Source organism: Streptomyces sp. NPDC001415, assembly GCF_053597395.1.
Genome location: NZ_JBSFIE010000013.1, coordinates 162,680 through 185,593, shown reverse-complemented (window position 1 = coordinate 185,593; position 22,914 = coordinate 162,680). Strand labels below are relative to the sequence as shown.

The window sequence follows — 22,914 nt, the reverse complement described above, 5'->3', positions numbered from 1 at the left end:
AGCAGGAGGCGCATTTCTGTTGTGCGGAGTGCATTGACACGCCTTCGATTCGCTCCAATCATCGGATGTCATGACCGAACTTCCCAGACGGCACGTACTCGGAATGACGGCGGGGGCGGCAGTCGGCGCCGCTCTTCTCTCCCCGGCCACGGCCGATGCGAACCCCCTCGATCCCTCAACCGGCGCCGCTGCCAAGGGCGGTGAGTGGGGCGCGGTTCCCGCGGCCGTTCCGGTGGCGCTCGACCGCTGGTTCGACAACGACGGCATCGACACCGCGAGCGCACGCGGCGGCGACTTCGACGGATCGGGATACACCTTCCCCGGCGAACAACTCCCGTCAGGAACCGTCCAGTTGGGCGGCATCACCTACGCCTTCCCCGGCTCGGCGTCCGGCGCCAAGAACAACATCGTCGCCCTCGGGCAGCGCATCGACCTGCCCCGGGGGCGCTATCTCTGCGGCCTGTTCCTCGTCGCTTCCAGCTACGGGGACGCGTCGGGTCGGGCGACCGTGCACTACGCCGACGGCAGCACCTCCGCCGCCGTGCTCGGAGGGCCCGACTGGTACAGCGGCAGCGGGCAGTTGACCGCCGCGTACCGCTACGGTCCGGGCGGTGCGAAAGACCCGCACCAGGTCGTCGTCGCGAGCGCCGAGCTGCCGATGGACCCCGTCCGCGAGGCCATCGCCCTCACCCTCCCCGTCACCAACCCCGCGCAGCCCGACAAGCCCTCCCTGCACGTCTTCGCGCTCTCCCTGCAACCCGCCGCCGACGGGCGCGCGGTGACCTTCCGGGACGCCCACTCGACCACCACGACGCTGGCCTCCGGCGCCCAGAGCGTCGAGGCCACCGTCATCAACGCGGGCACCGTCACCCTTCTCGCCTCCGACGCGCTGAGCGTCCAGGTCGACGTCGACGGAGCCCGTACGGTCGAAGCCGCCCGGATACCCCGGCTCGCACCCGGCGAGCAGGCCAGGGTCCGCGTCGGCATCCGCCCCGGGGCCGGCACCACGCCGGGCACGGTGCGTCCCGGCCGCGTGGTCGCGCGAGGGCGGGGTCAGGAAGCCGCCTCCGTGTCCCGTCAACTCACCCTGGGAGTCCCGGACTTCACGCCCACCGACGCCTCGCTCTCCTCGCACCAGGCGCCCTACTGGTTCCAGGACGCCAAGTTCGGCATCTTCATCCACTGGGGCGTCTACTCGGTGCCCGCCTGGGCGCCCGTCGGCGTGCAGTACGCCGAGTGGTACTGGGCCCAGATGCAGGACCCGCGCAACCCCACCTACGCCTACCACCGCAAGACCTACGGCGAGTCGTTCAACTACGACGACTTCATCCCGCGCTTCACCGCCGAACGCTTCGACCCCCGCTCCTGGGTCGAGCTGTTCCGGGACGCCGGCGCCCAGTACCACGTCCTCACCTCCAAGCACCACGAAGGCTTCGCGCTCTGGGACACCAAGGTGTCCGACCGCAACGCGGTCAAGATGGGCCCGAAGAAGGACCTGGTCCGCGCCCTGTTCGACGCGTCCAAGCAGTACGCGCCCGAGCTGCACCGCGGGCTCTACTTCTCGATGCCGGAGTGGTTCAACCCGGACAGCCCCTGGCAGGGCCACGGCCCGCGCAACCCGTACACCCTCCAGCCGCTCCCGTACACCGGCTACACGCCCGGCAAGGACTACATCAAAGACCTCCAGGCGCCGCAGATGCTGGAGCTGGTCGAGGGATACGACCCGGAGGTCCTGTGGTGCGACATCGGGGGTGCCAACGACAGCCACCGGGTGCTCGCCGAGTACTTCAACCACGCCAAGCACCGGAGCCGCCCCATCGAGGTCACCGTCAACAACCGCTCGGGCATCGGGCCGCACGACTTCACCACGCCCGAGTACGCCACCTACGACACGGTGGTGACGGCGAAGTGGGAGGCGAGCCGGGGCCTGGACCCGTTCAGCTACGGCTACAACCAGGCCACCCCGGACGACCGGTACATGTCGACGGAGGAGGTCGTGCACACCCTCGTCGACATCGTCAGCAAGAACGGCAACTTCCTGCTCGACATCGGTCCGCGGGCCGACGGCACCATCCCCGAGATCATGCAGCGCCGGCTGCGCGAGACGGGGCAGTGGCTCAGAACCAACGGCGAGGCGATCTACGGCTCCACGTACTGGGCGCGGATGCCGCAGCTCGGCGCCGACCTCAGGTTCACCATCCGGCCGGGGCGCGCCTTCTACATCCACTCGCTGGCCAAGCCGGGGGCGAACCTCACCGTGGAGGCGCCCGTGCCGATCCGGGCCGGGGACCGGGTCACGATGCTCGGGCACGGGCGGCCGCTCACCTGGCGGACCAGCGGCAGCGGGCTCGTCATCGACGTGCCGGCCGCCGCGCGGGCCGCGGGCAGCCACGCCTGGGTGTTCAAGGTGGAGTGGCTGGGGTGACACACGGGCTCTGACCCGGGCGGACCCCGTCCGTTTGCGCGAGGGGTGAGCCTGCGGCACACAATGGGGGGCAACTCGGGGCGTACAGGTGGGAGATCCACGTGTCCTCGACCCTGCGAAGAATCGCCGCTGCCGCCGCCGTGCTGTCCCTCGGCGCCTTCGCCGCCGGATGCGGCGGCGGCGCCAACGGCGCGGACAGCCAACAGGACCTCAACCTCCAGCCGATCGCGGCGGCGGGACCGGACCCGTTCACCCAGTCCACCGCCGAGTCGACGGCGACCCCCACTCCGGCCGCGCCGCCCGGTACCCAGAGCGGCGCTCCGACGCCGAGCTTCCGGTCGGCGAGTACCGTCTCGGGCTCCACGCCGGGCCTGTACGGCGGTACGCAGTCGGTGGCCAGCTGCGACGTGGAGAAGCAGATCCGCTTCCTCGGCGGCGACCAGTCCAAGAACCGGGCGTTCGCCGAGGCGGCCGGGGTCGACCCGGGCTCGGTGGCGGGCTTCCTGCGCGGGCTCACCCCCGTCGTGCTGCGCGTCGACACCCGGGTCACCAACCACGGCTTCCGCGACGGCTCGGTGACCAGTTTCCAGTCGGTGCTCCAGGCCGGCACCGCCGTCCTGGTCGACGATCACGGCCTGCCGCGCGTGCGGTGTGCCTGCGGGAACCCGCTGAAGCCGCCCAACGCCCATCAGGGCAGCTGGAACGACAAGGGCAAGCCCTGGCCCGGCTTCCGCGGTGACCGGGTCGTCGTCGTCCGGCCCACCACAGTGGTCATCAACAACTTGATCATCGTCAACATCACCAACAACACCTGGATCGAGCGGGAGAGGGGTGACGACGGGCAGCACGACCGCAAGCGGCCCGACATCCACATCGACCCGAACAAGCCGCCGGTCACCGAGCCGCCGTCACCTTCGGCGAGCCCGAGCACCTCGCCACCGGTCAGCAGCTCGCCGCCGCCGAGCCCCACCTGCCCGACGCCGACGCCGACCGTGACGGTCACCCAGACACCGACCCCGACGCCGCCGGGATCCGCCCCGCCGGCCCGGCTGCCGAGCTCGCCCGCGCCGACCCCGAGCGGCTGCCCCACGGCCACGACGACGGTCACCGCGACGCCGTCCCTGCCGAGCCCGTCGACACTCTCACCGCTGGTGCCGCCGCCCGACACGGGCACGCCCAGCAACCCGCCCTCGCTACCGACGGACACCCCGACGAACCTGCCGAGCGGGCCGGACTCCGACATGTTCGGGCCTTCGCCCGAGTCGGAGAACGTCTGAGACGGGCGTACGACCGCGGTCACCGGCAGGCTGCGCCCGGTGACCGCGGGGCCCGACGTGGGGGAGGGCCGAAAAGACGGACCAAGAGGTGCATATAGGCTGCGTCCTTTGTTCGTTGTCCTCCCTCCAGCAGCCAGGAGCGTCCTCCGTGACCGTCGCCATCGACCTGCCGAAGCCTTCCCCCGCCGCCGACGTGCACGACAGCGTGGCGCGCGACGCCCGCGAGTTCGGTGCCTACGCCCGCACCGGCGGCTGGGCGTTCGCCCTGAAGGTGGCGCGCAGCGTACGCCCCGGCGGACAGGCGGCCGGTGAGACGCCGAAGGTCTCCGCGAAGGAGTTCAGCGAGCTCGCCGGCTGCTCGGCGGAGCGCGTCATGCGCTACTACAAGGCGTGGGACAAGGCCTCCGACGACGGCCTCGTCCCGCTCTTCGAGGCGCTCGTCCCGGGCGAGGACATCGACCTGCCCGACGCGGACGTCTGGCTCACCTATTACGTGTCCCGCTCCAGCGCGACCTCCGAGCGCGGCACCGCCATCACCGCGGCCGCCGAGGCCGAGGGCATCCGCCCGACCAAGGCCCTGGAGGTCGCGGAGAACCCCACCGCGCTCAGGGCCGCGATCCTCGCCGACCCCGGCACCGCCCAGGCCGCCCGCTCCGCGCTCCTGGACCGGCTCAAGGACGACCCGGCGCTCCAGACCGAGCTGGCCCGCGACATTGCCCGCACCGACGAGCTGAAGAAGGCGGTGGCCAGCGAGACCCGGGCCGCCGACCGCATCGGATACGTTCGCCAGATCGTCGAGAACGGCCAGATCCGCACGCCCGCGGGCCAGACCGTGGACGCCCCCGCCGAGCTCCGCGCCGAGGCCGAGCGGCACCTCTCCCTGCTCGACGAGCTCGACGACTCCGAAGAGGCCGGCGAGTGGGCGACCGAGGCGTACGACACCGTCAAGGGCCTCGTCGTCCAGGCCGTCGAGGCCGACCCCGAGCTGCGCGTCCAGGAACGCCGCACGAAGTTCTACAGCAGCCTGCAGAAGGCGACGAAGGTGTTCGAGGAGCTCACCCTCGACGACGCCGACGACATCTACGAGGACGACATGGTCCAGCGCCTCGAAGACCTCCAGGCGGCCATCGGCACCTGCATCAGCGCCCTGCGCAAGGCATCCCCGGCGCACTAGCCCCTCCCGCCAGGCCCTCGCCGCCTCCCTGATGCGCGCGATCCGGGCTGCGCCTAGCGTGGCCCCATGGACGCGGGTGCAGGGGGCGGAGGGGCGGGCGAACTGTGCCATTGCGGCGATCCGGCCGGTGGCGAGGACTGCCGCTTCCTTCACTCGTACGGCCGAAACCTGCGGATGGGCAGTTTCGACTGGGACCTCGGCACCGGCCTCATGCACATGGACGAGGCCGCGCTCGACGTGTTCGACCTGCGGCCCGACGAGTACGACGACAGGCCCGAGTCGCTGGCCGCCCGGGTGCCGCCCGCCGAGGCCCACAGGCTCGACGCGCTCGTCTCGCAGGCGCTCAAGAACGGCAGCGTCAACTACGGCGTCTACTTCCGCATCCGTCGCCGTGACGGCGTCCTGCGCTGGACCCACACCCAGGGCTTCGTCCGCCGCGACGGGACCGGCCGCCCGCTGCGCATCATCGGCATCGTCCGCGACGCCACCCAGGAGCTCGCCGAAGCCACCGTGCGGGTCGGCCTCGACGACGAGCGGCGGCGCACGACCAGCGTCGTCGAGGCCACCACCGCCGCCCTCGCGCACGCCAGGACCGTCAAGGACGTCATCGACGTCATGAAGGACTCGCGGGGCCCCGAGTACCTGGGCGCCACCAGCCTCGTGATGGGGCTCCTGGAAGCGGGCCGCATCCATCTGATCGCGGAGGGACCCGAGGACAGCTTCGTGCCGGGCACCCGGTGGACCCGGGTCGACGAGCAGTACCCGATGAGCGAGGTCGTCCGCACCCTCGCGCCCCGCTTCATCGAGTCGCCGAAGGACTTCGCGGAGTCCTACCCGATCCTGTGGCCGAACATCAGCGGGCTCGGCATCACCTCCGCCGCCTACCTGCCGCTGATCGCCCAGGCCCGCCCCATCGGCGCCATCGGCCTGCTCTACAGCGACAAGTGGGGCTTCACCAGCGACGAGCGCAACCTCCTTGTGGCGCTGGGCAGTTCGATCGCCCAGTCGCTGCAGCGCGCCATGCTGTACGAGCAGGAGCACGACCTCGCCGAAGGCCTCCAGCAGGCGATGCTGCCGCGCCGCATCCCCGAGGTGCCCGGCGCACAGCTCGCCGTCCGCTACCGCTCGGCGCGGTTCGGCCGGGACATCGGAGGCGACTGGTACGACGTGATCCCGCTGCCCGGCGGCCGGGTCGGCGTGGCCATCGGCGACGTACAGGGACACGACACGCACGCCGCCGCCGTGATGGGACAGCTGCGCATCGTGCTGCGCGCCTATGCCGCCGAGGGGCACACGCCGGCCACCGTGATCGCGCGGGCCTCGGTGTTCCTGCACGAGCTGGACACCGACCGGTTCGCGACCTGTACCTACGCGGAGGCCGACCTGAGCACCGGCGTGCTGCAGATCGTGCGGGCCGGGCACGTCGACCCGCTGATCCGCCTGCAGGACGGCAGCTGCCGCAGACTGCCGGTCGAAGGGGGCCTTCCGCTCGGGCTGTCGGCCGAGTTCGGGCGGCTCGAATACCCGGTGTCGACGGTCGAACTCGACCCGGGCCACACCCTGTTGCTCTACACCGACGGCCTCGTGGAACAGCCCGGCGCCGACCTCGACGACGGCATGCAGCTCCTCGCGTCCCTGGTCCGGTCCGGCCCCGAGGACCTCGAAGCGCTCGCCGACCGGCTCTGCGACGTCGTCGACGAGCGGGCCGGCGACGACGATGTGGCGCTGCTGCTCCTGCGCCGGCGCGCCATGGAAGTACCGCAGGGCGGCGGCAGGCTGCGCCAGCACGTCGCGCAGAACGACCCGGAGGCGCTGAGCTCCTCCCGGCACATGATCCGTGCGGCGGTCCGGGCCTGGGGCGCCCGCGAGCGGTCCGACGAGATCGAGCTCGCCGCCGACGAGCTCATCACCAACGCCCTGATGCACACCGACGGCGGGGCGATCGTCACCATCCGGGCCCTCTCCGGCCCCGAACACCGCCTGCGCGTCGAGGTGGAGGACCGCTCCAGCGCCCTGCCGCGCCGCCGCGAGGCCGGCTCCTCGGGGGTGTCCGGGCGCGGCCTGATGCTGGTGGACCGGCTCGCGGACGTGTGGGGCGTGGAGTCGCGCGGCAGCGGCAAGTGCGTGTGGTGCGAGTTCGTCGTCCCGGAGCGCGGCATCGGCCGATAGGCGGCGGGTGTCAGGCCGGAAACCACAACCTGATCGACAACTGATCAATACTTGACGGTAGCTATACGTAACAGCTCATTACTTGACCGTAACCGTTCGTGGGGGTTTCACTGCTCACTCTGTACGGGCGGAACCATCGCCGCCCGACCGGCCTCCGACTGACACGAGGACCCCTTGAGCAGTGAGCTGCTGGCACCTCTTGATCTGGCGTTCTGGCACCTCGAATCGGCGGAGCACCCCATGCATCTGGGTGCGCTCGCACACTTCGACCCGCGTCCCGGCACCGACGGCGGGCAGATCCTCGAACTGCTCGCCGAACGCGCCGCGGCCATCCCGCGCCTGCGGATGTGCGTACGCGGCGTGTGGCTGCCCGTCGGCGGCGCGGCCTGGGTCGCCGACAAGGACTTCGACGTGCGCCGCCACGTCCGCAGGGTGCGCCTGCCCGCAGGCGACTTTCCGGCCGAATCCGCCCGGATGGCAGGGGAGTTGATGGAGCGGCCGCTGGAACGCGGCCTGCCGCCCTGGCGCATGTACGTCCTGACCGGCGAGGACGACGGCGCCTTCGCGGTCCTGGTGAAGCTGCACCACGCGCTCGCCGACGGCATGCGCGCCGTCGCCATCGGCGCGGGCATCCTCGACCAGCTCGCCGCCCCGAGCGCCCGGCGCCGCCGCCCCGTGCCGCCCCGCTCCTGGCTGCCGGGCCCGCGCCAGGTCGCCGGATTCGCCCGCGACCGGGTCGGCGAACTCACCCGGGCCGTCGGCATCGGCGCCTCGGTGATGCGGGCCAGCCGCCTCGAACTCGGCGCGGGCTCCGCGCTCGCCGCCGACTCCAGCGGCACCCGCCGCCTGGCCACCGCCGTGCTCGACCACGAGGACGTCCAGCGGGTGCGCAGGGCCGAGGGTGGCACCGCCAACGACGTACTCCTCGCGGTCGTCGCGGGAGGGCTGCGCCGCTGGCTCCTGGAGCGCGGCTCAAGCATCCCGGGCGCCGAACCGCGCGCCCTGGTCCCCGTCTCGCGCCGCCGCCCCGGCGCCCCGCCCGGCTCCGGCAACAAGCTCTCCGCGTATCTGCTCGGTCTGCCGGTCGCCGAGCCCGACCCGCTGGCCCGGCTCGCCGCCGTACGCACCGCCATGGACGGCAACAAGGCCGCCGGGCCCGGACGCGGAGCCGGAGCCGTCGCCCTGCTCGCCGATCAACTGCCGCCGCTCGCGCACCGGTTCGGGGCGCCCCTCGCCGGGAACGCGGCCCGCATCCTCTTCGACCTGCTCGTCACCAGCGTGCCGCTGCCCCGCTCCCAGCTCTCGCTCGGCGGCTGCCCGCTGCGCGCGATCTACCCGATGGCCCCGCTCGCCCGTGGCCAGTCCCTCGCGATCGCCATGTCCACGTACGGCGGCAGCGTCCACATCGGCCTGGTCGCCGACGGCAAGGCCGTACCCGACCTGGACCGGCTCGCCGAGTCCTTCGGGGACGAGCTGGCGGACCTCATCGGGGCGAGCGCGGCTCGCTGAGCCCGCACGGCCGATGCACCCTGGTACGTATGCCGGAACTGCCCGAAGTCGAGGCCCTGCGGGACTTCCTCTCCGACCACCTGGTCGGACAGGAGATCGCGGGCGCCCTGCCCGTCGCGATCAGCGTCCTCAAGACGTACGACCCGCCGTACACCGCCCTGGCCGGGCGCACCGTCACCGGTGCCGCCCGGCACGGCAAGTTCCTCGACATCGACGCCGACGGGCTGCACCTGTGCGTCCACCTCGCCCGCGCGGGCTGGCTGCGCTGGTACGACACGCTGCCGACCACCCCGCCGAAACCCGGCAAGGGGCCGCTCGCACTGCGCGTCGCGCTGGTCGGCGGGGCGGGCTTCGACCTCACCGAGGCGGGCACCCGCAAGAGCCTCGCCGCCTACCTCGTCCACGATGCGTCCGATGTCCCGGGCATCGCCCGGCTCGGCCCCGACCCGCTGGCCCCCGGCTTCGGCCGCGACGACCTGGCCGCGCTGCTCGAAGGCGAGCGGCGTCAGCTCAAGGGCGCGCTGCGCGACCAGTCCCTCATCGCGGGCATCGGAAACGCCTACAGCGACGAAATCCTCCACGTCGCGCGCATGTCGCCGTTCAAACCCGTGGCCCACCTCACCGACCAGGAGATCACCACGCTGTACGAGGCGATGCGCGCCACCCTCACCGAAGCCGTCGAGCGGTCGCGCGGCCTCGCGGCGGGCCGTCTCAAGGCCGAGAAGAAGAGCGGGCTGCGCGTGCACGGCCGGACCGGGCAGCCCTGCCCGGTCTGCGGCGACACCGTCCGCGAGGTGTCGTTCGCCGACTCCTCGCTCCAGTACTGCGCGACCTGCCAGACGGGCGGCAAGATCCTCGCCGACCGCCGGCTGTCGAAGCTCCTCAAATAGCGCCCTTCAGACGGCCCGCCTCACCGGGGTGTGATCGTCGCCAGCCGTGCCCCGTCCGCGGCCCGCACCTCGAACCGCGCGATGGCGTCCTGCGCCAGCGCCGCCGCGCCCCGCATCCGCACCGGCTGCCCGCCCCGGTCCGCCCACGTCGCCACCGTCTGCTCGGAGCCGTCCCGGCCCACCGCGACCAGCGTGCACGACACGGGCGCCGCGCCCGCGAGGCCGAGCTCCACATCGGTGCCCCACTCCTTGGGCGCCGTCACCAGCGACGCCGTCACCCCGGGCGCGTGCGAGGCCACCTGCCAGCGCGGAGCCGCCGGCTCCAGGACGACGCCGATACCGCCCACGACCAGCACCCCCGCCGCGGCCACCAGCGCGATCCGCAGTGTGTGCCCGCGCCGGCGCCGCTTCGCCACCGCACCCAGCATCCGGTGCAGCACCTCCGGCGAGACCGGGCCGGCCGGCAGCGCACCGTCCGAGGCATACGCGGCAAGCAGCGCCGTCACGCCCCCGAACTCGGTCAACAGCCGTCTGCACGGGGTGCATCCGGCGAGATGCTCCTCGAAACGAAAGGTGTCGGCGACACCGAGCACGCCGAGGGCATAGGCCCCGACGTCCTCGTGGATCTGCGGCGAACTCATGCCGTCAGGTACGGAGAAACCGGCCCGAACACTCAAGTCCCACCGGTATCCCGCGCCCGGGAGGGGTCCGGCGGGCATCGGCCCCGGTCGCGGCCCGGCGGACACCGCCTAAACTCCGACCCCATGCTGCGCGTACTGGCGGTCGACGACGAAGCCCCCGCCCTCGAAGAACTCCTCTACCTGCTGCGCTCCGACCCCCGGATCCGCTCCGCCGAAGGCGCCACCAGCGCGACCGAAGCGCTGCGGCTCATCGGCGCCGCTCTCGAAGCGGGCGACGACGGCGAGCAGGGCGTCGATGTCGTCTTCCTCGACATCCACATGGCCGGGCTCACCGGACTCGACATCGCCCGGCTGCTCGCCGGCTTCACCCGCCCGCCGCTCATCGTCTTCGTCACCGCCCACGAGGGCTTCGCCGTCCAGGCCTTCGACCTCAAGGCCGTCGACTACGTCCTCAAGCCGGTGCGCGAGGAGCGGCTGGCCGAAGCGGTCCGCCGGGTGGCCGAGCTGGTCGGCGACCGCGGCGCGAGCGTCCAGGAGCCCGACCAGATACCCGTCGAACTGGGCGGCGTCACCCGCTTCCTGCCCGTCGGCGACATCGCGTACGCCGAGGCCCAGGGCGACTACGCCCGGCTCCACACCGCCCGCGGCAGCCACCTCGTACGGATCCCGCTGTCCACCCTGGAGGAGCGCTGGCGCAGCCGCGGCTTCGTCCGGATCCACCGCAGCCACCTCGTCGCGCTCGACCGGATCGACGAACTCCGCATGGACGCGGGCACCATGAGCGTGCGGGTCGGCGACGCCGAACTTCCCGTCAGCCGACGCCACGCCCGCACGGTGCGGGACCGCCTCCTGCGCCGCACCGGCCGCTGACCTGGCCTTCCCCGAGCGGTGATCAGCTGCGTACACTCCGCGCCATGTCACCGGAGCAGGCCGCGCGACGCGAGACGGTCACGGGGGAGCCGAGGAGGGTCCGCCCGCTGCCGCGCCACCGCGCCCAGTCGGAGATCGACGAGCAGACCGCGCTCGGCGGCGCCTACGTGCGCTCCCTGATGCGCGGCCAACTCCGCGCCGCGCTCAGCGGGTTCGCCGTCCTCGCCCTGACCGTCGCCACCCTGCCGCTCGCCTTCCGCGCCCTGGACGACGACGCCGTCACCTGGTATGTGCTCGGCTTCGCCGTCTATCCGCCGCTCGGCCTCATCGCCTGGTGGTACGTGCGCACCGCCGAACGCAACGAGCGCGACTTCGCCCGGCTGGTCGCCGACCGGCCGACGGAGAGACAACCAACAGGCATACAGGCAGGGCGAGTTGGCCCGGCCGAAAGCCACGCGACGCCGGGTCGCCCCACAGAACGCCATCCCGCCCCGTGAGCCAGACGTACGCCGTGGTCGCCGTCACCGCCGTTGTGCTCGCCACCGTCCTCGTCGGCGGGTTCGGCCTGCGCATCTCGCGCACCACCTCCGACTTCTACGTCGCCTCGCGCACGGTCGGGCCGGGCCTCAACGCGGCCGCCATCAGCGGGGAGTACCTCTCGGCCGCCTCCTTCCTCGGCATCGCGGGACTCGTCCTGGTCCAGGGCCCGGACATGCTCTGGTACCCGGTCGGCTACACCGCCGGATACCTCGTGCTGCTCCTTTTCGTCGCGGCCCCGCTGCGCCGCTCGGGCGCCTACACACTGCCCGACTTCGCCGAGGGGCGGCTCGAATCGCGGGCGGTGCGCCGCCTGGTGAGCGTGTTCGTGGTCGGCGCGGGCTGGCTGTATCTGGTTCCCCAACTCCAGGGCGCGGGGCTGACGCTGAAGATCCTGACCGGTGCGCCGGGGTGGCTCGGGCCGGTGCTTGTGGCGGCCGTCGTGGTCCTCGCGGTCGCCGCCGGAGGCATGCGCTCCATCACCTTCGTCCAGGCCTTCCAGTACTGGCTGAAGCTGACCGCCCTGCTCATACCCGTGTTCTTCCTGGTCCTCGCCTGGCAGGGCGACGGCGCGCCGCGCCCCGTCTACGACGAACCGGCCGCGCTGCGCCACCAGCAGACCGTGCGCTTCGCCGACACCCTGACCCTGCGTCTGACGCAGCCCCTCCCGGTCCGCGCGAACGGCACCGTCGACGGCCGGCGCCACGACGGCGAGGCGCTGACCCTCCCGCCGGGCGAGCACCGCGTCGAGGCCGGCACCCGGCTCGCCCTCGCCGAGGCGACCCGCGTCCCCGACAGCGCCGCCCGCACCGAATACCCCCTGTACGCGACATACGGGCTGATCGTGGCGACCTTCCTCGGCACCATGGGCCTGCCCCACGTCGTCGTCCGCTTCTACACCAGCCCGGGCGGCCGCGAGGCCCGCCGCGCGACCGTCGTCGTCCTCGCCCTGATCGGCGCGTTCTACCTGCTGCCGCCCGTCTACGGCGCGCTGGGCCGCCTGTACGCCCCCGAACTCGCCCTCACCGGCGACGCCGACGCGGCCGTGCTGCTCCTGCCCGAGCGCCTCGTCGGCGGCACCGGCGGCGACCTGCTCGGCGCGCTGGTCGCGGGCGGCGCGTTCGCCGCGTTCCTGTCCACCGCCTCCGGGCTCACCATGGCGGTCGCCGGAGTCCTCACCCAGGACGTGCTGCCCTCGCGCGGAGTACGCCACTTCCGCCTCGCCACCCCGCTCGCGATCTCCGTGCCCCTGATCGGGGCGCTGCTCGTCAGCGGGGTGCCGGTGGCCGACGCGGTGGGGATGGCCTTCGCGGTGTCGGCCTCCTCGTTCTGCCCGCTGCTCGTCCTCGGCATCTGGTGGCGGGGGCTGACCCCGCCGGGCGCGGCCGCCGGGCTGCTGCTCGGGGGTGGCTCGGCGCTGCTCGCCGTCGCCGCCACCGTCCTCGGGGCGGCCCCGCCCGGCCTGGCGCACGCGCTGCTCGCCTGGCCCGCCGTCTGGTCCGTGCCCGTCGGGTTCCTCGCCATGATCGGGGTGTCGCTCGCGACCCCGGGCCGCATCCCGGCGGGCACCAACGCCGCCATGACCCGCTTCCATCTGCCCGAGGCGCTGGCCCGTGGGGGAGGCGCACGCCGATGACCCTGGCCGCACTGCTCTTCCTCGGCCCGCTGCTCGCCGCCGCCGGATTCCTGCTCGGCCGACGCACCGCACGCCAAGGACGTACCAGCGATGTCGGAACCCCCGTCGAGCACGCCACCTTCGAGACCCTGCACACCGCCTCGCTCGCCGCGCCCCCGCTGCGGGCCGGGCTCACCAGCGAGGCGGCCCGCAAGTCGGCCCGGGGCCTTCGTTCGCTGCTCGGCACCGACGCGCTCTGCCTCACCGACCGCGAGACCATCCTGACCTGGGACGGGGCGGGGGAGCAGCACCACAGCGCCCACGTCATGGACCAGATAAGGGCGATGCTCGACACCGGCCGCGACAAGGCGTTCGCGCTGTCCTGCGACGACCTGGACTGCCCGCTGCGCTGGGCGGTGGCCGTCCCGCTGACCGTGGACCACCGAGTGCTGGGCACCCTTGTCGCCTACGCGCCCCGCGAGTCGGCGGTCCTCGCGCGAGCGGCGGGCGAGGTCGGCCGCTGGGTCTCCGTACAGCTGGAACTCGCCGAACTCGACCGCTCCCGCACTCGGTTGATCGAAGCCGAGATCAAAGCCCTGCGCGCCCAGATCTCCCCGCACTTCATCTTCAACTCCCTCGCCGCGATCGCCTCCTTCGTACGGACCGATCCGGAGCGGGCCCGCGAACTCCTCCTGGAATTCGCCGACTTCACGCGCTACTCGTTCCGCAGACACGGCGACTTCACCACGCTCGCCGACGAACTCCACTCCATCGACCAGTACTTGGCTCTGGTACGGGCCCGCTTCGGCGACCGGCTCTCCGTCACCCTCCAGGTCGCGCCCGAGGTCCTCCCGGTCTCGCTGCCCTTCCTCTGCCTCCAGCCGCTCGTCGAGAACGCCGTCAAGCACGGCATTGAGGGCGCGGTCGCCGCGGGCCGCATCACCATCAGGGCCCTGGACGCGGGCAACGAGGCCGAGGTCGTCATCGAGGACGACGGCGAGGGCATGGACCCCGAGCAACTGCGCCGCATACTGCGCGGCGACGGCGACCCGTCGGGCGGCATCGGCCTGCTCAACGTCGACGAACGGCTCCGCCAGGTGTACGGCGACGCGTACGGCCTGGTCATCGAGACCGGCATCGGCGCGGGCATGAAGGTGACAGCGCGGATCCCCAAGTACCGTGCAGGTGTGCACAGTTGACGCTTGGTCAGGTATGAGTCAAGCAGGTCGCCGGGCAGCCGCAGGCGCTGCTTCCCGACGCGCGTCAGAACAGATGGATCGCCAAGTGGCCCAGCGGCAGGCCGAGTTCCCAGGCCGGTGTCCACACGCGGGGCTCGTCCTCCTCGTCCGCGTGCGGGTCGACCCCGCCCGGCACCACCGCGTCCAGATCCGTCGCCAGGAGCTCGGTCTCCTCCAGCCATCGCCAGGCGGCCCGCGCCATCTCCAGATCCGGCCCCGGATCCGGGCCGCCGGCCAGCCGGCGCAGCCGCGAACAGACCCAGCGCCGCCACGGCCGCCCGGCCGCGGTGAGCGAGCTCCACTCGTCGAGCCGTGCCACCACCCGGGCCCCGCCGACCGCCCCGTCGGACAGGAAGATCGTCAGGGCGAGGGCGTTGCGCCCGGCCCGGAACTCCAGTGTCGTCGGCGGCATCAGATCGCCGGTACGCAGTAATTCATCCGCGATGTACTCGGCGTACATCCATGCCATCGGCACCACCAGCTCGCCACCGCTGGTCCCGCTACTTCCCTCCGGACGCATCCTGTCTCGCCTCTTTCATCGACCGTCCCGGCGCTCCCGGGGAGCTCCAGGGAGCATTGAACCGGGGGCGCGTGCCCGCCGTGGCCAGAAGGGCAGGATCCGTCACAAGACACGAGGTGCTCATGCATGTGCGGCAGCTGCTCGGCGCGTACGTACTCGGCGCTCTCGCGCCCGGCGAGGACCGTGCCGTCGCCGCGCACCTGCGCCGGTGCGCGCCGTGCCGTGCCGCCTACCTGGAGGTCGCCGAGGCGCCGTCGCTGCTCGCGCTGCTCACCGAGGCGGACCTGGCGCCCACCGAGGAGAGTCCTTCGGGGCCTGACGCAGAATAGCCGGGCAGCACCCGGGCCAGCGCACGCAGGGCGTAGTACGAACGGGACTTGACGGTCCCGGCCGGCACACCGAGCACTTCAGCCGCTTCGGCCACGCTCAGTCCGCGGAAGTACAACTGCACCAGGACCGCGCGGTGTTCGGGTGTGAGCGACTTCACGGCCGCGCGGACGTCGAGTGCGGCCGTGCAGCGCTCGGTGTGGTCGCCGGGCTCCGCCGTCGCGAGCAGCACCTCGTCGCCGACCTCGGTGGGCCGGGCGAGCCGGCTGCGGCGCGCGTCGATCGCGAGGCGCCGCGCGACGGTGAACAGCCAGGGCCGCATCGAGCAGTACGGCGCCTCGAAGGCCTCCGGGTGCTGCCAGGCGCGTACGAGCGTCTCCTGGAGGAGGTCCTCGGCGCGCTGGCGGTCGCCGTAGGTCAGACCGAGCAGGAAGTGCAGCAGTGCGGGGCCGTGCGCGCGCTGCAGTTCGGCCAGATCCCGCTCATGGGCGTACCGCCGGACGCCTGCGAGTGCCGTCGCCACCGTGCACGCCCTTTCCCCGGATTCCGTCGACCGCAGCCGTATCGGAACGCATTCGGGCGGACGTGGACAGCCGTCGAACCGCACCGTGCGGCAAGCGGTCGAACCGAGCGGTGAATGGTGCGGCGAGCGGTCCGCGACCCGAGCCCGAGAGGGCGGAAGGTTTACGCGACCATCAGCAGGGAGGGTGGAACGGTTACGGGACCACCGTGACCGGCCAGCGGCCCGCCTTCACCAGGCGGACGGCCACCGAGCCGATGATGCGGTGGCCCGCCGACTCGGACGCGCCCACCACGACCGCGTCCGCCTTGAGCTCGTCGGCCGCGGTCACCAGTCCGGAGTAGGGGTCGCCCCGGAAGGTGTGGAACTCCCAGCGGACGTCCCAGATGCCCCGGACCCGCTCGGCGGCCGCCCGGATCTCGGCGACCAGGCCCTCGGCGATCTCCCCGGTGGTGTCGGCGACGGGCGCGCCAAGGGCGGCTCCCGCCGACATCACCGGCTGGACGTACACGAGGGCGAGCAGCGCGTTCTGCCGCCGGGCCAGGCCACTGGCGTACGCCGCGGCCCGGAGCGAGGAGTCCGAGCCGTCGACGCCGGCGACGATCACCTTCGGGCCATCGGTGCCGCGTTCGAATCCCTGGGGCCGATGGTGGGACTGGGGCTGCTGCTCTGTCACTGTTCGAGGCTATCCGGCCGGGTGCGGCTTCCGACAGGCGGCCCGGCGCGCCTCTCCCTAGAGTGCTGAGCATGACTGTCAGCGAGGCGGCGCCGATACCGTCCCGGACCGGCTTTCTGGGGCGGGTGCCCGAAGCGTTCGCGATGTTCTTCGGCGTGCTCGGTCTCTTCTGCGGCCTCATCTCGCTCATCCCGCCGCTGCGCCGGCTGCTCTACCCGATCGTCTGGTTCCTCGACCGGGTCACGGTGCCGGTCAGCGCCAACCTCGCGTACGCCGTCTTCCTGCTCCTTCTCGCGGCCGCGATCGGCGCCCGCAAGAAGGTCGCGTGGTGGCTGGTCGTCATCTATCTGGGGCTGCTGTTCCTGCTCGACGTCCTGCTGATCGTCGTCGCCGAATGGATGTGGATCCCCAACGGGGTGTTCTGCGGCGCCGCCCTCGTGGTGCTGATCCTGGCCCGCAAGCAGTTCTACGCACAGACCCGCCGGGGCGCCTTCCGCCGGGCGGTGGGGGTGCTGTGCCTCGGGCTCGCGGCGGGCGTCCTCGTCGGCTGGGGCCTGGTCGAGCTGTTCCCGGACACCCTGCCGCGCGGCCAGCGCCTGCTGTGGGCCACCAACCGCGTCTTCGGCGGACTCGTCTCCAACGGCCAGTTCGACGGGAAACCGCCGAAGCCCCTGTACTTCTTCCTCGGCCTGTTCGGCGCCATCGCCCTGCTGACCGCCGCCTCCACGCTCTTCCGCTCGCAGCGGATGGAGGCCGCCCTGCACGGCGACGAGGAGCCCCGCATCCGGGCGCTGCTCGGCGCCTACGGCCGCCAGGACTCGCTGGGCTATTTCGCCACCCGCCGCGACAAGGCGGTGGTGTTCTCGCCGAACGGCAAGGCCGCCGTCACCTATCGCGTCGAGGCGGGCGTCGCGCTCGCCAGCGGCGACCCGGTCGGCGACAGCGGGGCCTGGGGCCCGGCCATCGACGCCTGGCTCGACGTCGCGCGGCAGTACGCCTGGGCGCCCGCCGTGATGGGCGCATCCGAAGAAGGCGCCACCGTCTACGCCCGGCACGGGCTCGGCGCGATCCAGCTCGGCGACGAGGCGATCCTGCACGTCGCCAAGTTCGACCTCGACGGCCGCGACATGCGGGTCACTCGACAGGCCGTCCACCGGGTCGCCCGGACCGGCGCCACCACCCGGATCCGCCGCCACTCGGCGCTCACCGACGAGGAGATGCAGCAGATCATCGACCGCGCCGACGCCTGGCGCGACACCGAGACCGAACGCGGCTTCTCGATGGCGCTCGACCGGCTCGGCGATCCGGCCGACGGCGACTGCCTGCTCGTCGAGGCCTTCGACGCCGACGGCAAACTGATCGCCCTGCTCTCCTTCGTGCCGTGGGGCCCGGACGGCATCTCGCTCGACCTGATGCGGCGCGACCGCAGCGCGCCCAACGGCGTGATGGAGTTCATGGTGGCCGAACTGTGCGCCACCGCACCGAAGTTGGGGGTCCGCAGGATCTCGCTGAACTTCGCGGTGTTCCGCTCGGCCTTCGAGGAAGGTGCCCGCATCGGTGCCGGTCCGGTGCTGCGGCTGTGGCGCAGACTGCTGCTCTTCTTCTCCAAGTGGTGGCAGCTGGAGGCCCTCTACCGCTCCAACGTGAAGTACCAGCCGCAGTGGTTCCCCCGCTTCCTCTGCTACGGCGACGCCGGCTCGCTCGCCCGGGTCGGTCTCGCGTCCGGCATCGCCGAGGGCTTCGTCTCCGTACCGAGTCTGCGCAAGCTGTGGGGCAAGGGCCGGCCCAAGGGCGTCACCAAACCCGTCACCACCGCGGGGCTGCCCTCCATCGAGGCGCTCGGCCTGGCCGGGCCCGCCGCAGAGGTGACGGAGCGTCAACTCCCGGAGCAGGTACGGGTACGCCACCGCAAACTGGACCGGCTGCGCGCGGACGGAACCGAGCCCTACCCCGTCGTCATCCCCACCCGCACCCACACCCTGGCCCGGCTCAGGGCCGCGGGCGAGGGTGTGAGCGCCACCGTGGCCGGCCGGGTCATGGCCGTACGCGACTTCGGCGGTGTCGTCTTTGCCGTCCTGCGCGACTGGTCCGGCGACCTGCAACTGGCCCTCACTCGCGAAGGCGCGGGCGCAGCAGTCCTCGACCGGTTCACCCACGACGTCGACCTCGGTGACCACATCACGGCCGCCGGCGTGACGGGCGCCAGCGACAAGGGCGAGTTCTCGCTCTTCGCCACCGCCTGGCAGATGACCGCCAAGTGCCTGCGCCCGCTGCCCGACAAGCGGCGCGGCCTCGCCGACCCCGAGGCCCGGGTGCGCCGCCGCTACCTTGACCTGGTGGCGAGTCCCGAGGCCCGCGAGGTCGTACGGGCCCGCTCCACCGCCGTCCAGGCGCTGCGCCAGGGCCTCCTGGACCGCGGCTACCTGGAGGTCGAGACGCCGATGCTCCAGCAGATCCACGGCGGCGCCAACGCCCGCCCCTTCACCACCCACATCAACGCCTACGACCTCGACCTGTATCTGCGCATCGCCCCCGAGCTGTATCTGAAACGGCTCTGCGTCGGCGGCGTCGAGAAGGTCTTCGAGATGGGCCGCACCTTCCGCAACGAGGGCGTCTCCTACAAGCACAACCCCGAGTTCACGATGCTGGAGGCCTACCAGGCGTACGCCGACTACGACGTGATGCTCGACCTCACCCGCGAGCTGATCCAGGGCGCGGCCACCGCCGCCTTCGGCTCCCCGATCGCCCGCAAGGCCGGCCCGGACGGCACGGTCGTCGAGTACGACATCTCCGGTCCCTGGCCGGTCAAGACGCTGTACGGGGCGGTGTCCGATGCGCTCGGCGAGGAGATCGGCGCCGACACCGACGAGACGAAGCTGCGCAGGCTCTGCGACCGCGTGGGAGTTCCGCACACCCCGGACAACACGCGCGGCGACGTCGTCCTCGAAATGTACGAGCGGCTCGTCGAGGAGAAGACGCAGTTGCCCACCTTCTACAAGGACTTCCCCACCGAGGTCTCCCCGCTGACCCGCCAGCACCGCACCGACCCGCGGCTCGCCGAACGCTGGGACCTGGTCGCCTTCGGGACCGAACTGGGCACCGCCTACTCGGAGTTGACCGACCCGATCGAGCAGCGCCGCAGGCTCACCGCGCAGTCCCTGCTCGCGGCCGGAGGCGATCCGGAGGCGATGGAGATCGACGAGGACTTCCTCGACGCGCTCGAATACGCCATGCCGCCCACCGGCGGCCTCGGCATCGGCGTGGACCGGCTCGTCATGTTCCTCACCGGTCTCACCATCCGCGAGACCCTGCCCTTCCCGCTGGTCCGCCGTACCTGAAACCTCCGGGGACGGGTACCGCCGGATGACTCCATTAGTGCTGGTGTCACGCGGGTGCTGACGTTGCGTCGGCCTCATGGCGCCCGTACGTCCTAATCTTCCGCCATGATGAACAAAAGCTGCATGTCATGAAAAGGGATAAGAAGCTCCCCAGTCGGCGGACGCTGCTGCGCGTCACCGCCTGCCTCGGAGTCGCCGCCGCGGTACGCGTGCTCACCGCCGAGGACATCATCACCCCGGCGCCCGGGCCCCGGGCGTCACCCGCCGCTGGACCCCAGGCCGCCGCGCCCCGGCTGCGGCCCAGCGCGTACCGTCTGGAACCCATGACCGCCTACACCCCGCCGCGCTACCACACGGCGCCGCCGCCGGTGCGGACCAAGCCGATCCTGAGCATGCCCGAGCTGGGGGAGCACGCGATGGTGCTCACCTTCGACGACGGGCCCGACCCGCGCTACACCCCGGGCATCCTGAAGACCCTGCGCGAACACGACGTGCGCGCCATGTTCTTCCTCTGTGGCGAGATGGCCACCGACAACCGGGACCTGCTGCGCGAGATGCGGGACGACGGGCACGTCGTCGCCAACCACACCTGGACCCACCCGCAGCTCAACAAGACGGCCCCCGCCCTGATCCGCTCCGAGATCGGCCGCACCAGTGAGGTCATCGAGCAGACCCTCGGCGAGCCGCCCCAGTGGTTCAGGGCGCCGTACGGGGCATGGAACCGCAACGTGTTCGAGATCCAGGCCGAGATGGGCATGGAACCGCTCGCCTGGACCGTCGACAGCCTCGACTGGACCACGCCCGGCACGGCCACCATCATCCGCCGGATCCTGGACGGAGCCGCGCCCGGCGTCGTGGTGCTCTCGCACGACGCCGGCGGCGACCGCTCGCAGAGCGTCGCGGCCCTGCGCAGCTACCTGCCCGAACTCCTCGCCCGGGGCTACGAGTTGAAGGTCCCGCCGCGGCGCAGATGAACCCGGCGCGCGCTACTTCGTGGCGACCAGCCGGGCGAAGACCACGACGTTCGAGTTGTAGCCCCGGCCCTTGGAGTAGCCGCCCCCGCAGGTGATCACCCGGATCTCCGGGTGCCCGGTGTCGCCGTACACCCGGGTGCCCGGGAAGGCGTTCTTGTCGTACACCTCGATGCCGTACACCTCGAAGACCGCGCTGTGCCCGTCGAAGCGGGCCACCTCGATGTGGTTGCCCTTCTCCAGCGAGCCGAGGCCGTAGAAGACCGCGGGGCCCGTCGCGTTGTCGACGTGGCCCACCACCACGGCCGTGCCGCGCATGCCGGGGGCCACGCCGTTCTGGTACCAGCCCGCCAGGTTCGAGTCCTGCGGCGGCGGAGCCTTCACCCAGCCCTGGGCGTCCGTGCCCACGTCCATGATGGGCGCGTCCACCTTGATCGCGTCGATGCGGATCCGGGAGGCGGGGGCGAAGGGGAGCGGCACGACCGGGGCCGGCGGACGCGACGAGGAAGCGTTCGCCGACCGGCTGTTCAACGCCGCCGCCGCGGCCGGCTGCGGCGGGCCCATCGTGACATCGGCACCGTTGCGCATCAGCGCCAGGCCCGTGAGCATGACCAGGGCCAGAGCCCCCCACGGGGAGCGCCCGCGACGCTCCATGCCGCTCTCTTCGTGCGCCATGTCTCTCCGCATCCTCTTCCTCGTCCACCCTCGGAGCGCCTTCCGAGCACCGTAAGTGCGCGGCCCCCGCTCGGCGATCCGGCGGTGGCGAACGGGTGGCGGCCGGGCGCCCCTGACCCATCCGGGTAACGCGCCGGCAAAACCGATCTGACGGTCTGTGACCTGCGGGTCCGTCAGGTTCCGCGCCCATCCGGGGGACGCGGCGGTTCACCAGGGTGGATCAGTGTCGAAATGCGGCTTGTATGAGTGGCGGTGAGGGTTCGTCATGGGAGGCGTACTCGTCGATCATCCCGGAGCGCCGCTTTGGGGCGTCCTCCCATGGAGGTTCAACGATGCGTGCTTCACGCGCTCTCGCGGTGGTGGTGCTGGCCACCGGTGCCGCGGTCGGGCTCGCCGCCCCGATGGCCGCCGCGACCAACGGTCCCGTCGATGTGGATGTCAGCCCGTCCGATGTCCATCAGGGAGCCACCTTGAGGGTCACCGCCCGGGGCTGTGGCCACGGCGGCAGAGTCACGTCCAACGCCTTCTCGGAGGTCTCCCTCTCCGCGGGCGACGGCACCAACTTCGCCACCGCCAGGATCCACGACAACGCCACCCCCGGGAACTACAACCTGGCGGTGAAGTGCAGCGACAACGACCGGGTGGCGACGCGCAGCTTCACCGTCCTGGAGGGCCGGGGTGCCGAGGGCGGGCTCGGCGGCGCGGCGGGCCCGAGCGACACCGAGATGGCGGTCGGCGGCGCCCTCGTCGGTTCGGCCGCGATCGGCGGCGCGCTCCTGGTCGTCCGCCGCCGGCGCCAACGCGTACGGGTCTGACGGGCCGAACCTCCCCGGCAGGGCCCCAACGGCCGGTCGCCCCCGAGTCCTGGCCAGGACTCGGGGGCGACGGGTGCGGCAAGGGTCTGTCGCGGCCCGGGCGAGATCCGCCGGACCGGCCTTGAGGGGTTCGTATCCGGCAGAGCGCTCAGTGCCGGCGGTCGACCCGGCGCCGACGCAGGAAGTAGATCGCGCCGCCCATCGCGGTCGCGACCAGCGCGGAACCGACCGTCATCGCCACAGGATCCAGGCCCTCCTGCACGCTGCCGCCGAGCCCGCCTCGGACGCCGAGCGGGGAGGTGGCGGAGGGCCGGACGGTGGGGCGCACGGTGGAGCTGGTGGTCGGGGTGCCGCCGGCGATCGTCAGCTGCGCGGTGCCCCGCGCGCCGTTGCAGGTGAACGTCACGGTGTAGGAGGCGCCGCGTTTGGCGTCCGCGTCGACCGTCGCGCTTCTCGAACTCTCCTTGGGGACCGTGACGGTGTCGAAGATCCCGGAGGACACCGTGGCATCGCCGGGGCAGTTCGTGACGTTCAGCGTGACCTGGCCGCCGGGCGCGATCACCGAGGGCGTCACGCTGAAGCCGAACGGCGGGATGTTGGTCGCGTTGGTGCTGCCATCGGCCGCCGTGGCGGCGATCGGCGCGGCGAGCGAGAGGGCGGCGGCGCCGAGCAGTGCGGTGGATGCGATGCGTATCGCGCCCATGGTCGATCCTCCGGTCCCCGAGGA

General features: G+C 72.2%; 19 protein-coding genes and 1 pseudogene. 14 read left to right on the top strand and 6 right to left on the bottom strand.

The features are described 5' to 3' along the window. Nucleotides 1-70: 70 nt before the first annotated feature. From ACWC2B_RS19950 to ACWC2B_RS19925, 6 genes are all read left to right on the top strand, one after another. Nucleotides 71-2,425 carry an alpha-L-fucosidase gene (locus ACWC2B_RS19950; RefSeq protein ID WP_450718267.1) on the top strand — a complete coding sequence of 785 codons (2,355 nt, stop codon included), beginning with the start codon at nucleotides 71-73 and terminating at the stop codon, nucleotides 2,423-2,425. Between the two features lie 101 nt (nucleotides 2,426-2,526). Next, the gene (locus tag ACWC2B_RS19945; protein WP_450718265.1) at nucleotides 2,527-3,702 is read left to right on the top strand and encodes a DUF6777 domain-containing protein; all 1,176 of its coding nucleotides are present in this window, start codon (nucleotides 2,527-2,529) and stop codon (nucleotides 3,700-3,702) included. A 148-nt stretch (nucleotides 3,703-3,850) separates the two neighbouring features. Continuing rightward, on the top strand, nucleotides 3,851-4,876 hold the full coding sequence (locus tag ACWC2B_RS19940; RefSeq protein WP_450718263.1) for a hypothetical protein: 1,026 nt from the start codon (nucleotides 3,851-3,853) through the stop codon (nucleotides 4,874-4,876). 174 nt (nucleotides 4,877-5,050) lie between these two features. After that, nucleotides 5,051-7,045, top strand: a complete 1,995-nt coding sequence (locus ACWC2B_RS19935) for a SpoIIE family protein phosphatase (RefSeq protein WP_450718298.1) — start codon at nucleotides 5,051-5,053, stop codon at nucleotides 7,043-7,045. A gap of 174 nt (nucleotides 7,046-7,219) precedes the next feature. Further along, complete coding sequence (locus ACWC2B_RS19930; protein WP_450718261.1) at nucleotides 7,220-8,554, top strand: wax ester/triacylglycerol synthase family O-acyltransferase; 1,335 nt, start codon at nucleotides 7,220-7,222, stop codon at nucleotides 8,552-8,554. Nucleotides 8,555-8,583: 29 nt separating this feature from the next. Next, nucleotides 8,584-9,444: an Fpg/Nei family DNA glycosylase gene (locus tag ACWC2B_RS19925; RefSeq protein WP_450718259.1), complete on the top strand. Its 861-nt coding sequence runs from the start codon at nucleotides 8,584-8,586 to the stop codon at nucleotides 9,442-9,444. A 20-nt stretch (nucleotides 9,445-9,464) separates the two neighbouring features. Here ACWC2B_RS19925 and ACWC2B_RS19920 read toward each other — a convergent pair whose 3' ends face one another. Further along, nucleotides 9,465-10,085 carry an anti-sigma factor family protein gene (locus ACWC2B_RS19920; protein WP_450718257.1) on the bottom strand — a complete coding sequence of 207 codons (621 nt, stop codon included), beginning with the start codon at nucleotides 10,083-10,085 and terminating at the stop codon, nucleotides 9,465-9,467. Between the two features lie 123 nt (nucleotides 10,086-10,208). Between ACWC2B_RS19920 and ACWC2B_RS19915 the strand changes: the two genes are divergently transcribed. The 4 genes and pseudogenes from ACWC2B_RS19915 to ACWC2B_RS19900 all read left to right on the top strand — a co-directional run bounded on the left by ACWC2B_RS19915 (nucleotide 10,209) and on the right by ACWC2B_RS19900 (nucleotide 14,306). Then, nucleotides 10,209-10,955, top strand: coding sequence for a LytR/AlgR family response regulator transcription factor (locus ACWC2B_RS19915; RefSeq protein WP_450718255.1), 747 nt, complete (start codon nucleotides 10,209-10,211; stop codon nucleotides 10,953-10,955). A 44-nt stretch (nucleotides 10,956-10,999) separates the two neighbouring features. Then, nucleotides 11,000-11,353: pseudogene (locus ACWC2B_RS19910) on the top strand (hypothetical protein); the annotation flags it as partial. 95 nt (nucleotides 11,354-11,448) lie between these two features. Beyond that, nucleotides 11,449-13,128, top strand: a complete 1,680-nt coding sequence (locus ACWC2B_RS19905; protein ID WP_450718253.1) for a sodium/solute symporter — start codon at nucleotides 11,449-11,451, stop codon at nucleotides 13,126-13,128. Further along, nucleotides 13,125-14,306: a sensor histidine kinase gene (locus ACWC2B_RS19900; protein WP_450718251.1), complete on the top strand. Its 1,182-nt coding sequence runs from the start codon at nucleotides 13,125-13,127 to the stop codon at nucleotides 14,304-14,306. The genes ACWC2B_RS19905 and ACWC2B_RS19900 overlap by 4 nt, the downstream gene beginning before the upstream one ends. 64 nt (nucleotides 14,307-14,370) lie before the next feature. Here the strand turns inward: ACWC2B_RS19900 and ACWC2B_RS19895 are convergent, their stop codons facing one another. Further along, nucleotides 14,371-14,865 (bottom strand): hypothetical protein, encoded by a 495-nt coding sequence (locus tag ACWC2B_RS19895; protein WP_450718249.1) that lies wholly within the window; start codon nucleotides 14,863-14,865, stop codon nucleotides 14,371-14,373. Between ACWC2B_RS19895 and ACWC2B_RS19890 the strand changes: the two genes are divergently transcribed. Then, the gene (locus ACWC2B_RS19890) at nucleotides 14,808-15,194 is read left to right on the top strand and encodes a zf-HC2 domain-containing protein (RefSeq protein ID WP_450718247.1); all 387 of its coding nucleotides are present in this window, start codon (nucleotides 14,808-14,810) and stop codon (nucleotides 15,192-15,194) included. The two genes, ACWC2B_RS19895 and ACWC2B_RS19890, sit on opposite strands and share 58 nt — an antisense overlap. Here ACWC2B_RS19890 and ACWC2B_RS19885 read toward each other — a convergent pair. Then, the gene (locus ACWC2B_RS19885) at nucleotides 15,095-15,715 is read right to left on the bottom strand and encodes a sigma-70 family RNA polymerase sigma factor (protein ID WP_450718245.1); all 621 of its coding nucleotides are present in this window, start codon (nucleotides 15,713-15,715) and stop codon (nucleotides 15,095-15,097) included. The genes ACWC2B_RS19890 and ACWC2B_RS19885 overlap by 100 nt on opposite strands. 193 nt (nucleotides 15,716-15,908) lie before the next feature. After that, the gene (locus ACWC2B_RS19880) at nucleotides 15,909-16,388 is read right to left on the bottom strand and encodes a universal stress protein (RefSeq protein ID WP_450718243.1); all 480 of its coding nucleotides are present in this window, start codon (nucleotides 16,386-16,388) and stop codon (nucleotides 15,909-15,911) included. Nucleotides 16,389-16,459: 71 nt separating this feature from the next. On the opposite strand from ACWC2B_RS19880, the gene lysX reads away from it, so the two are divergent. Both lysX and ACWC2B_RS19870 read left to right on the top strand, forming a co-directional pair. Beyond that, a complete protein-coding gene (gene lysX, locus ACWC2B_RS19875) occupies nucleotides 16,460-19,726 on the top strand; it encodes a bifunctional lysylphosphatidylglycerol synthetase/lysine--tRNA ligase LysX (RefSeq protein ID WP_450718241.1) in 3,267 nt (1,088 codons plus the stop codon). 128 nt (nucleotides 19,727-19,854) lie between these two features. Further along, on the top strand, nucleotides 19,855-20,700 hold the full coding sequence (locus ACWC2B_RS19870) for a polysaccharide deacetylase family protein (RefSeq protein ID WP_450718239.1): 846 nt from the start codon (nucleotides 19,855-19,857) through the stop codon (nucleotides 20,698-20,700). 12 nt (nucleotides 20,701-20,712) lie between these two features. Here the strand turns inward: ACWC2B_RS19870 and ACWC2B_RS19865 are convergent, their stop codons facing one another. After that, on the bottom strand, nucleotides 20,713-21,372 hold the full coding sequence (locus ACWC2B_RS19865; RefSeq protein WP_450718237.1) for a class F sortase: 660 nt from the start codon (nucleotides 21,370-21,372) through the stop codon (nucleotides 20,713-20,715). Nucleotides 21,373-21,704: 332 nt separating this feature from the next. Here ACWC2B_RS19865 and ACWC2B_RS19860 point away from each other — a divergent pair, with 332 nt between their 5' ends. After that, nucleotides 21,705-22,187 carry a hypothetical protein gene (locus ACWC2B_RS19860; protein ID WP_450718235.1) on the top strand — a complete coding sequence of 161 codons (483 nt, stop codon included), beginning with the start codon at nucleotides 21,705-21,707 and terminating at the stop codon, nucleotides 22,185-22,187. Nucleotides 22,188-22,335: 148 nt separating this feature from the next. Here ACWC2B_RS19860 and ACWC2B_RS19855 read toward each other — a convergent pair whose 3' ends face one another. After that, nucleotides 22,336-22,890 (bottom strand): hypothetical protein, encoded by a 555-nt coding sequence (locus ACWC2B_RS19855; protein ID WP_450718233.1) that lies wholly within the window; start codon nucleotides 22,888-22,890, stop codon nucleotides 22,336-22,338. Nucleotides 22,891-22,914: the final 24 nt, after the last annotated feature.

Excerpts from the sequence above, each read along its gene's own strand:
- lysX (WP_450718241.1), top strand. The coding sequence starts at position 16,460 with ATGACTGTCAGCGAGGCGGCGCCGATACCGTCCCGGACCGGCTTTCTG.
- ACWC2B_RS19935 (WP_450718298.1), top strand. The coding sequence starts at position 5,051 with ATGGGCAGTTTCGACTGGGACCTCGGCACCGGCCTCATGCACATGGAC.
- ACWC2B_RS19950 (WP_450718267.1), top strand. The coding sequence starts at position 71 with ATGACCGAACTTCCCAGACGGCACGTACTCGGAATGACGGCGGGGGCG.
- ACWC2B_RS19855 (WP_450718233.1), bottom strand. The coding sequence starts at position 22,890 with ATGGGCGCGATACGCATCGCATCCACCGCACTGCTCGGCGCCGCCGCC.
- ACWC2B_RS19915 (WP_450718255.1), top strand. The coding sequence starts at position 10,209 with ATGCTGCGCGTACTGGCGGTCGACGACGAAGCCCCCGCCCTCGAAGAA.
- ACWC2B_RS19870 (WP_450718239.1), top strand. The coding sequence starts at position 19,855 with ATGAAAAGGGATAAGAAGCTCCCCAGTCGGCGGACGCTGCTGCGCGTC.
- ACWC2B_RS19925 (WP_450718259.1), top strand. The coding sequence starts at position 8,584 with ATGCCGGAACTGCCCGAAGTCGAGGCCCTGCGGGACTTCCTCTCCGAC.
- ACWC2B_RS19860 (WP_450718235.1), top strand. The coding sequence starts at position 21,705 with ATGCGTGCTTCACGCGCTCTCGCGGTGGTGGTGCTGGCCACCGGTGCC.
- ACWC2B_RS19895 (WP_450718249.1), bottom strand. The coding sequence starts at position 14,865 with ATGCGTCCGGAGGGAAGTAGCGGGACCAGCGGTGGCGAGCTGGTGGTG.
- ACWC2B_RS19900 (WP_450718251.1), top strand. The coding sequence starts at position 13,125 with ATGACCCTGGCCGCACTGCTCTTCCTCGGCCCGCTGCTCGCCGCCGCC.
- ACWC2B_RS19865 (WP_450718237.1), bottom strand. The coding sequence starts at position 21,372 with ATGGCGCACGAAGAGAGCGGCATGGAGCGTCGCGGGCGCTCCCCGTGG.
- ACWC2B_RS19890 (WP_450718247.1), top strand. The coding sequence starts at position 14,808 with ATGCCATCGGCACCACCAGCTCGCCACCGCTGGTCCCGCTACTTCCCT.
- ACWC2B_RS19920 (WP_450718257.1), bottom strand. The coding sequence starts at position 10,085 with ATGAGTTCGCCGCAGATCCACGAGGACGTCGGGGCCTATGCCCTCGGC.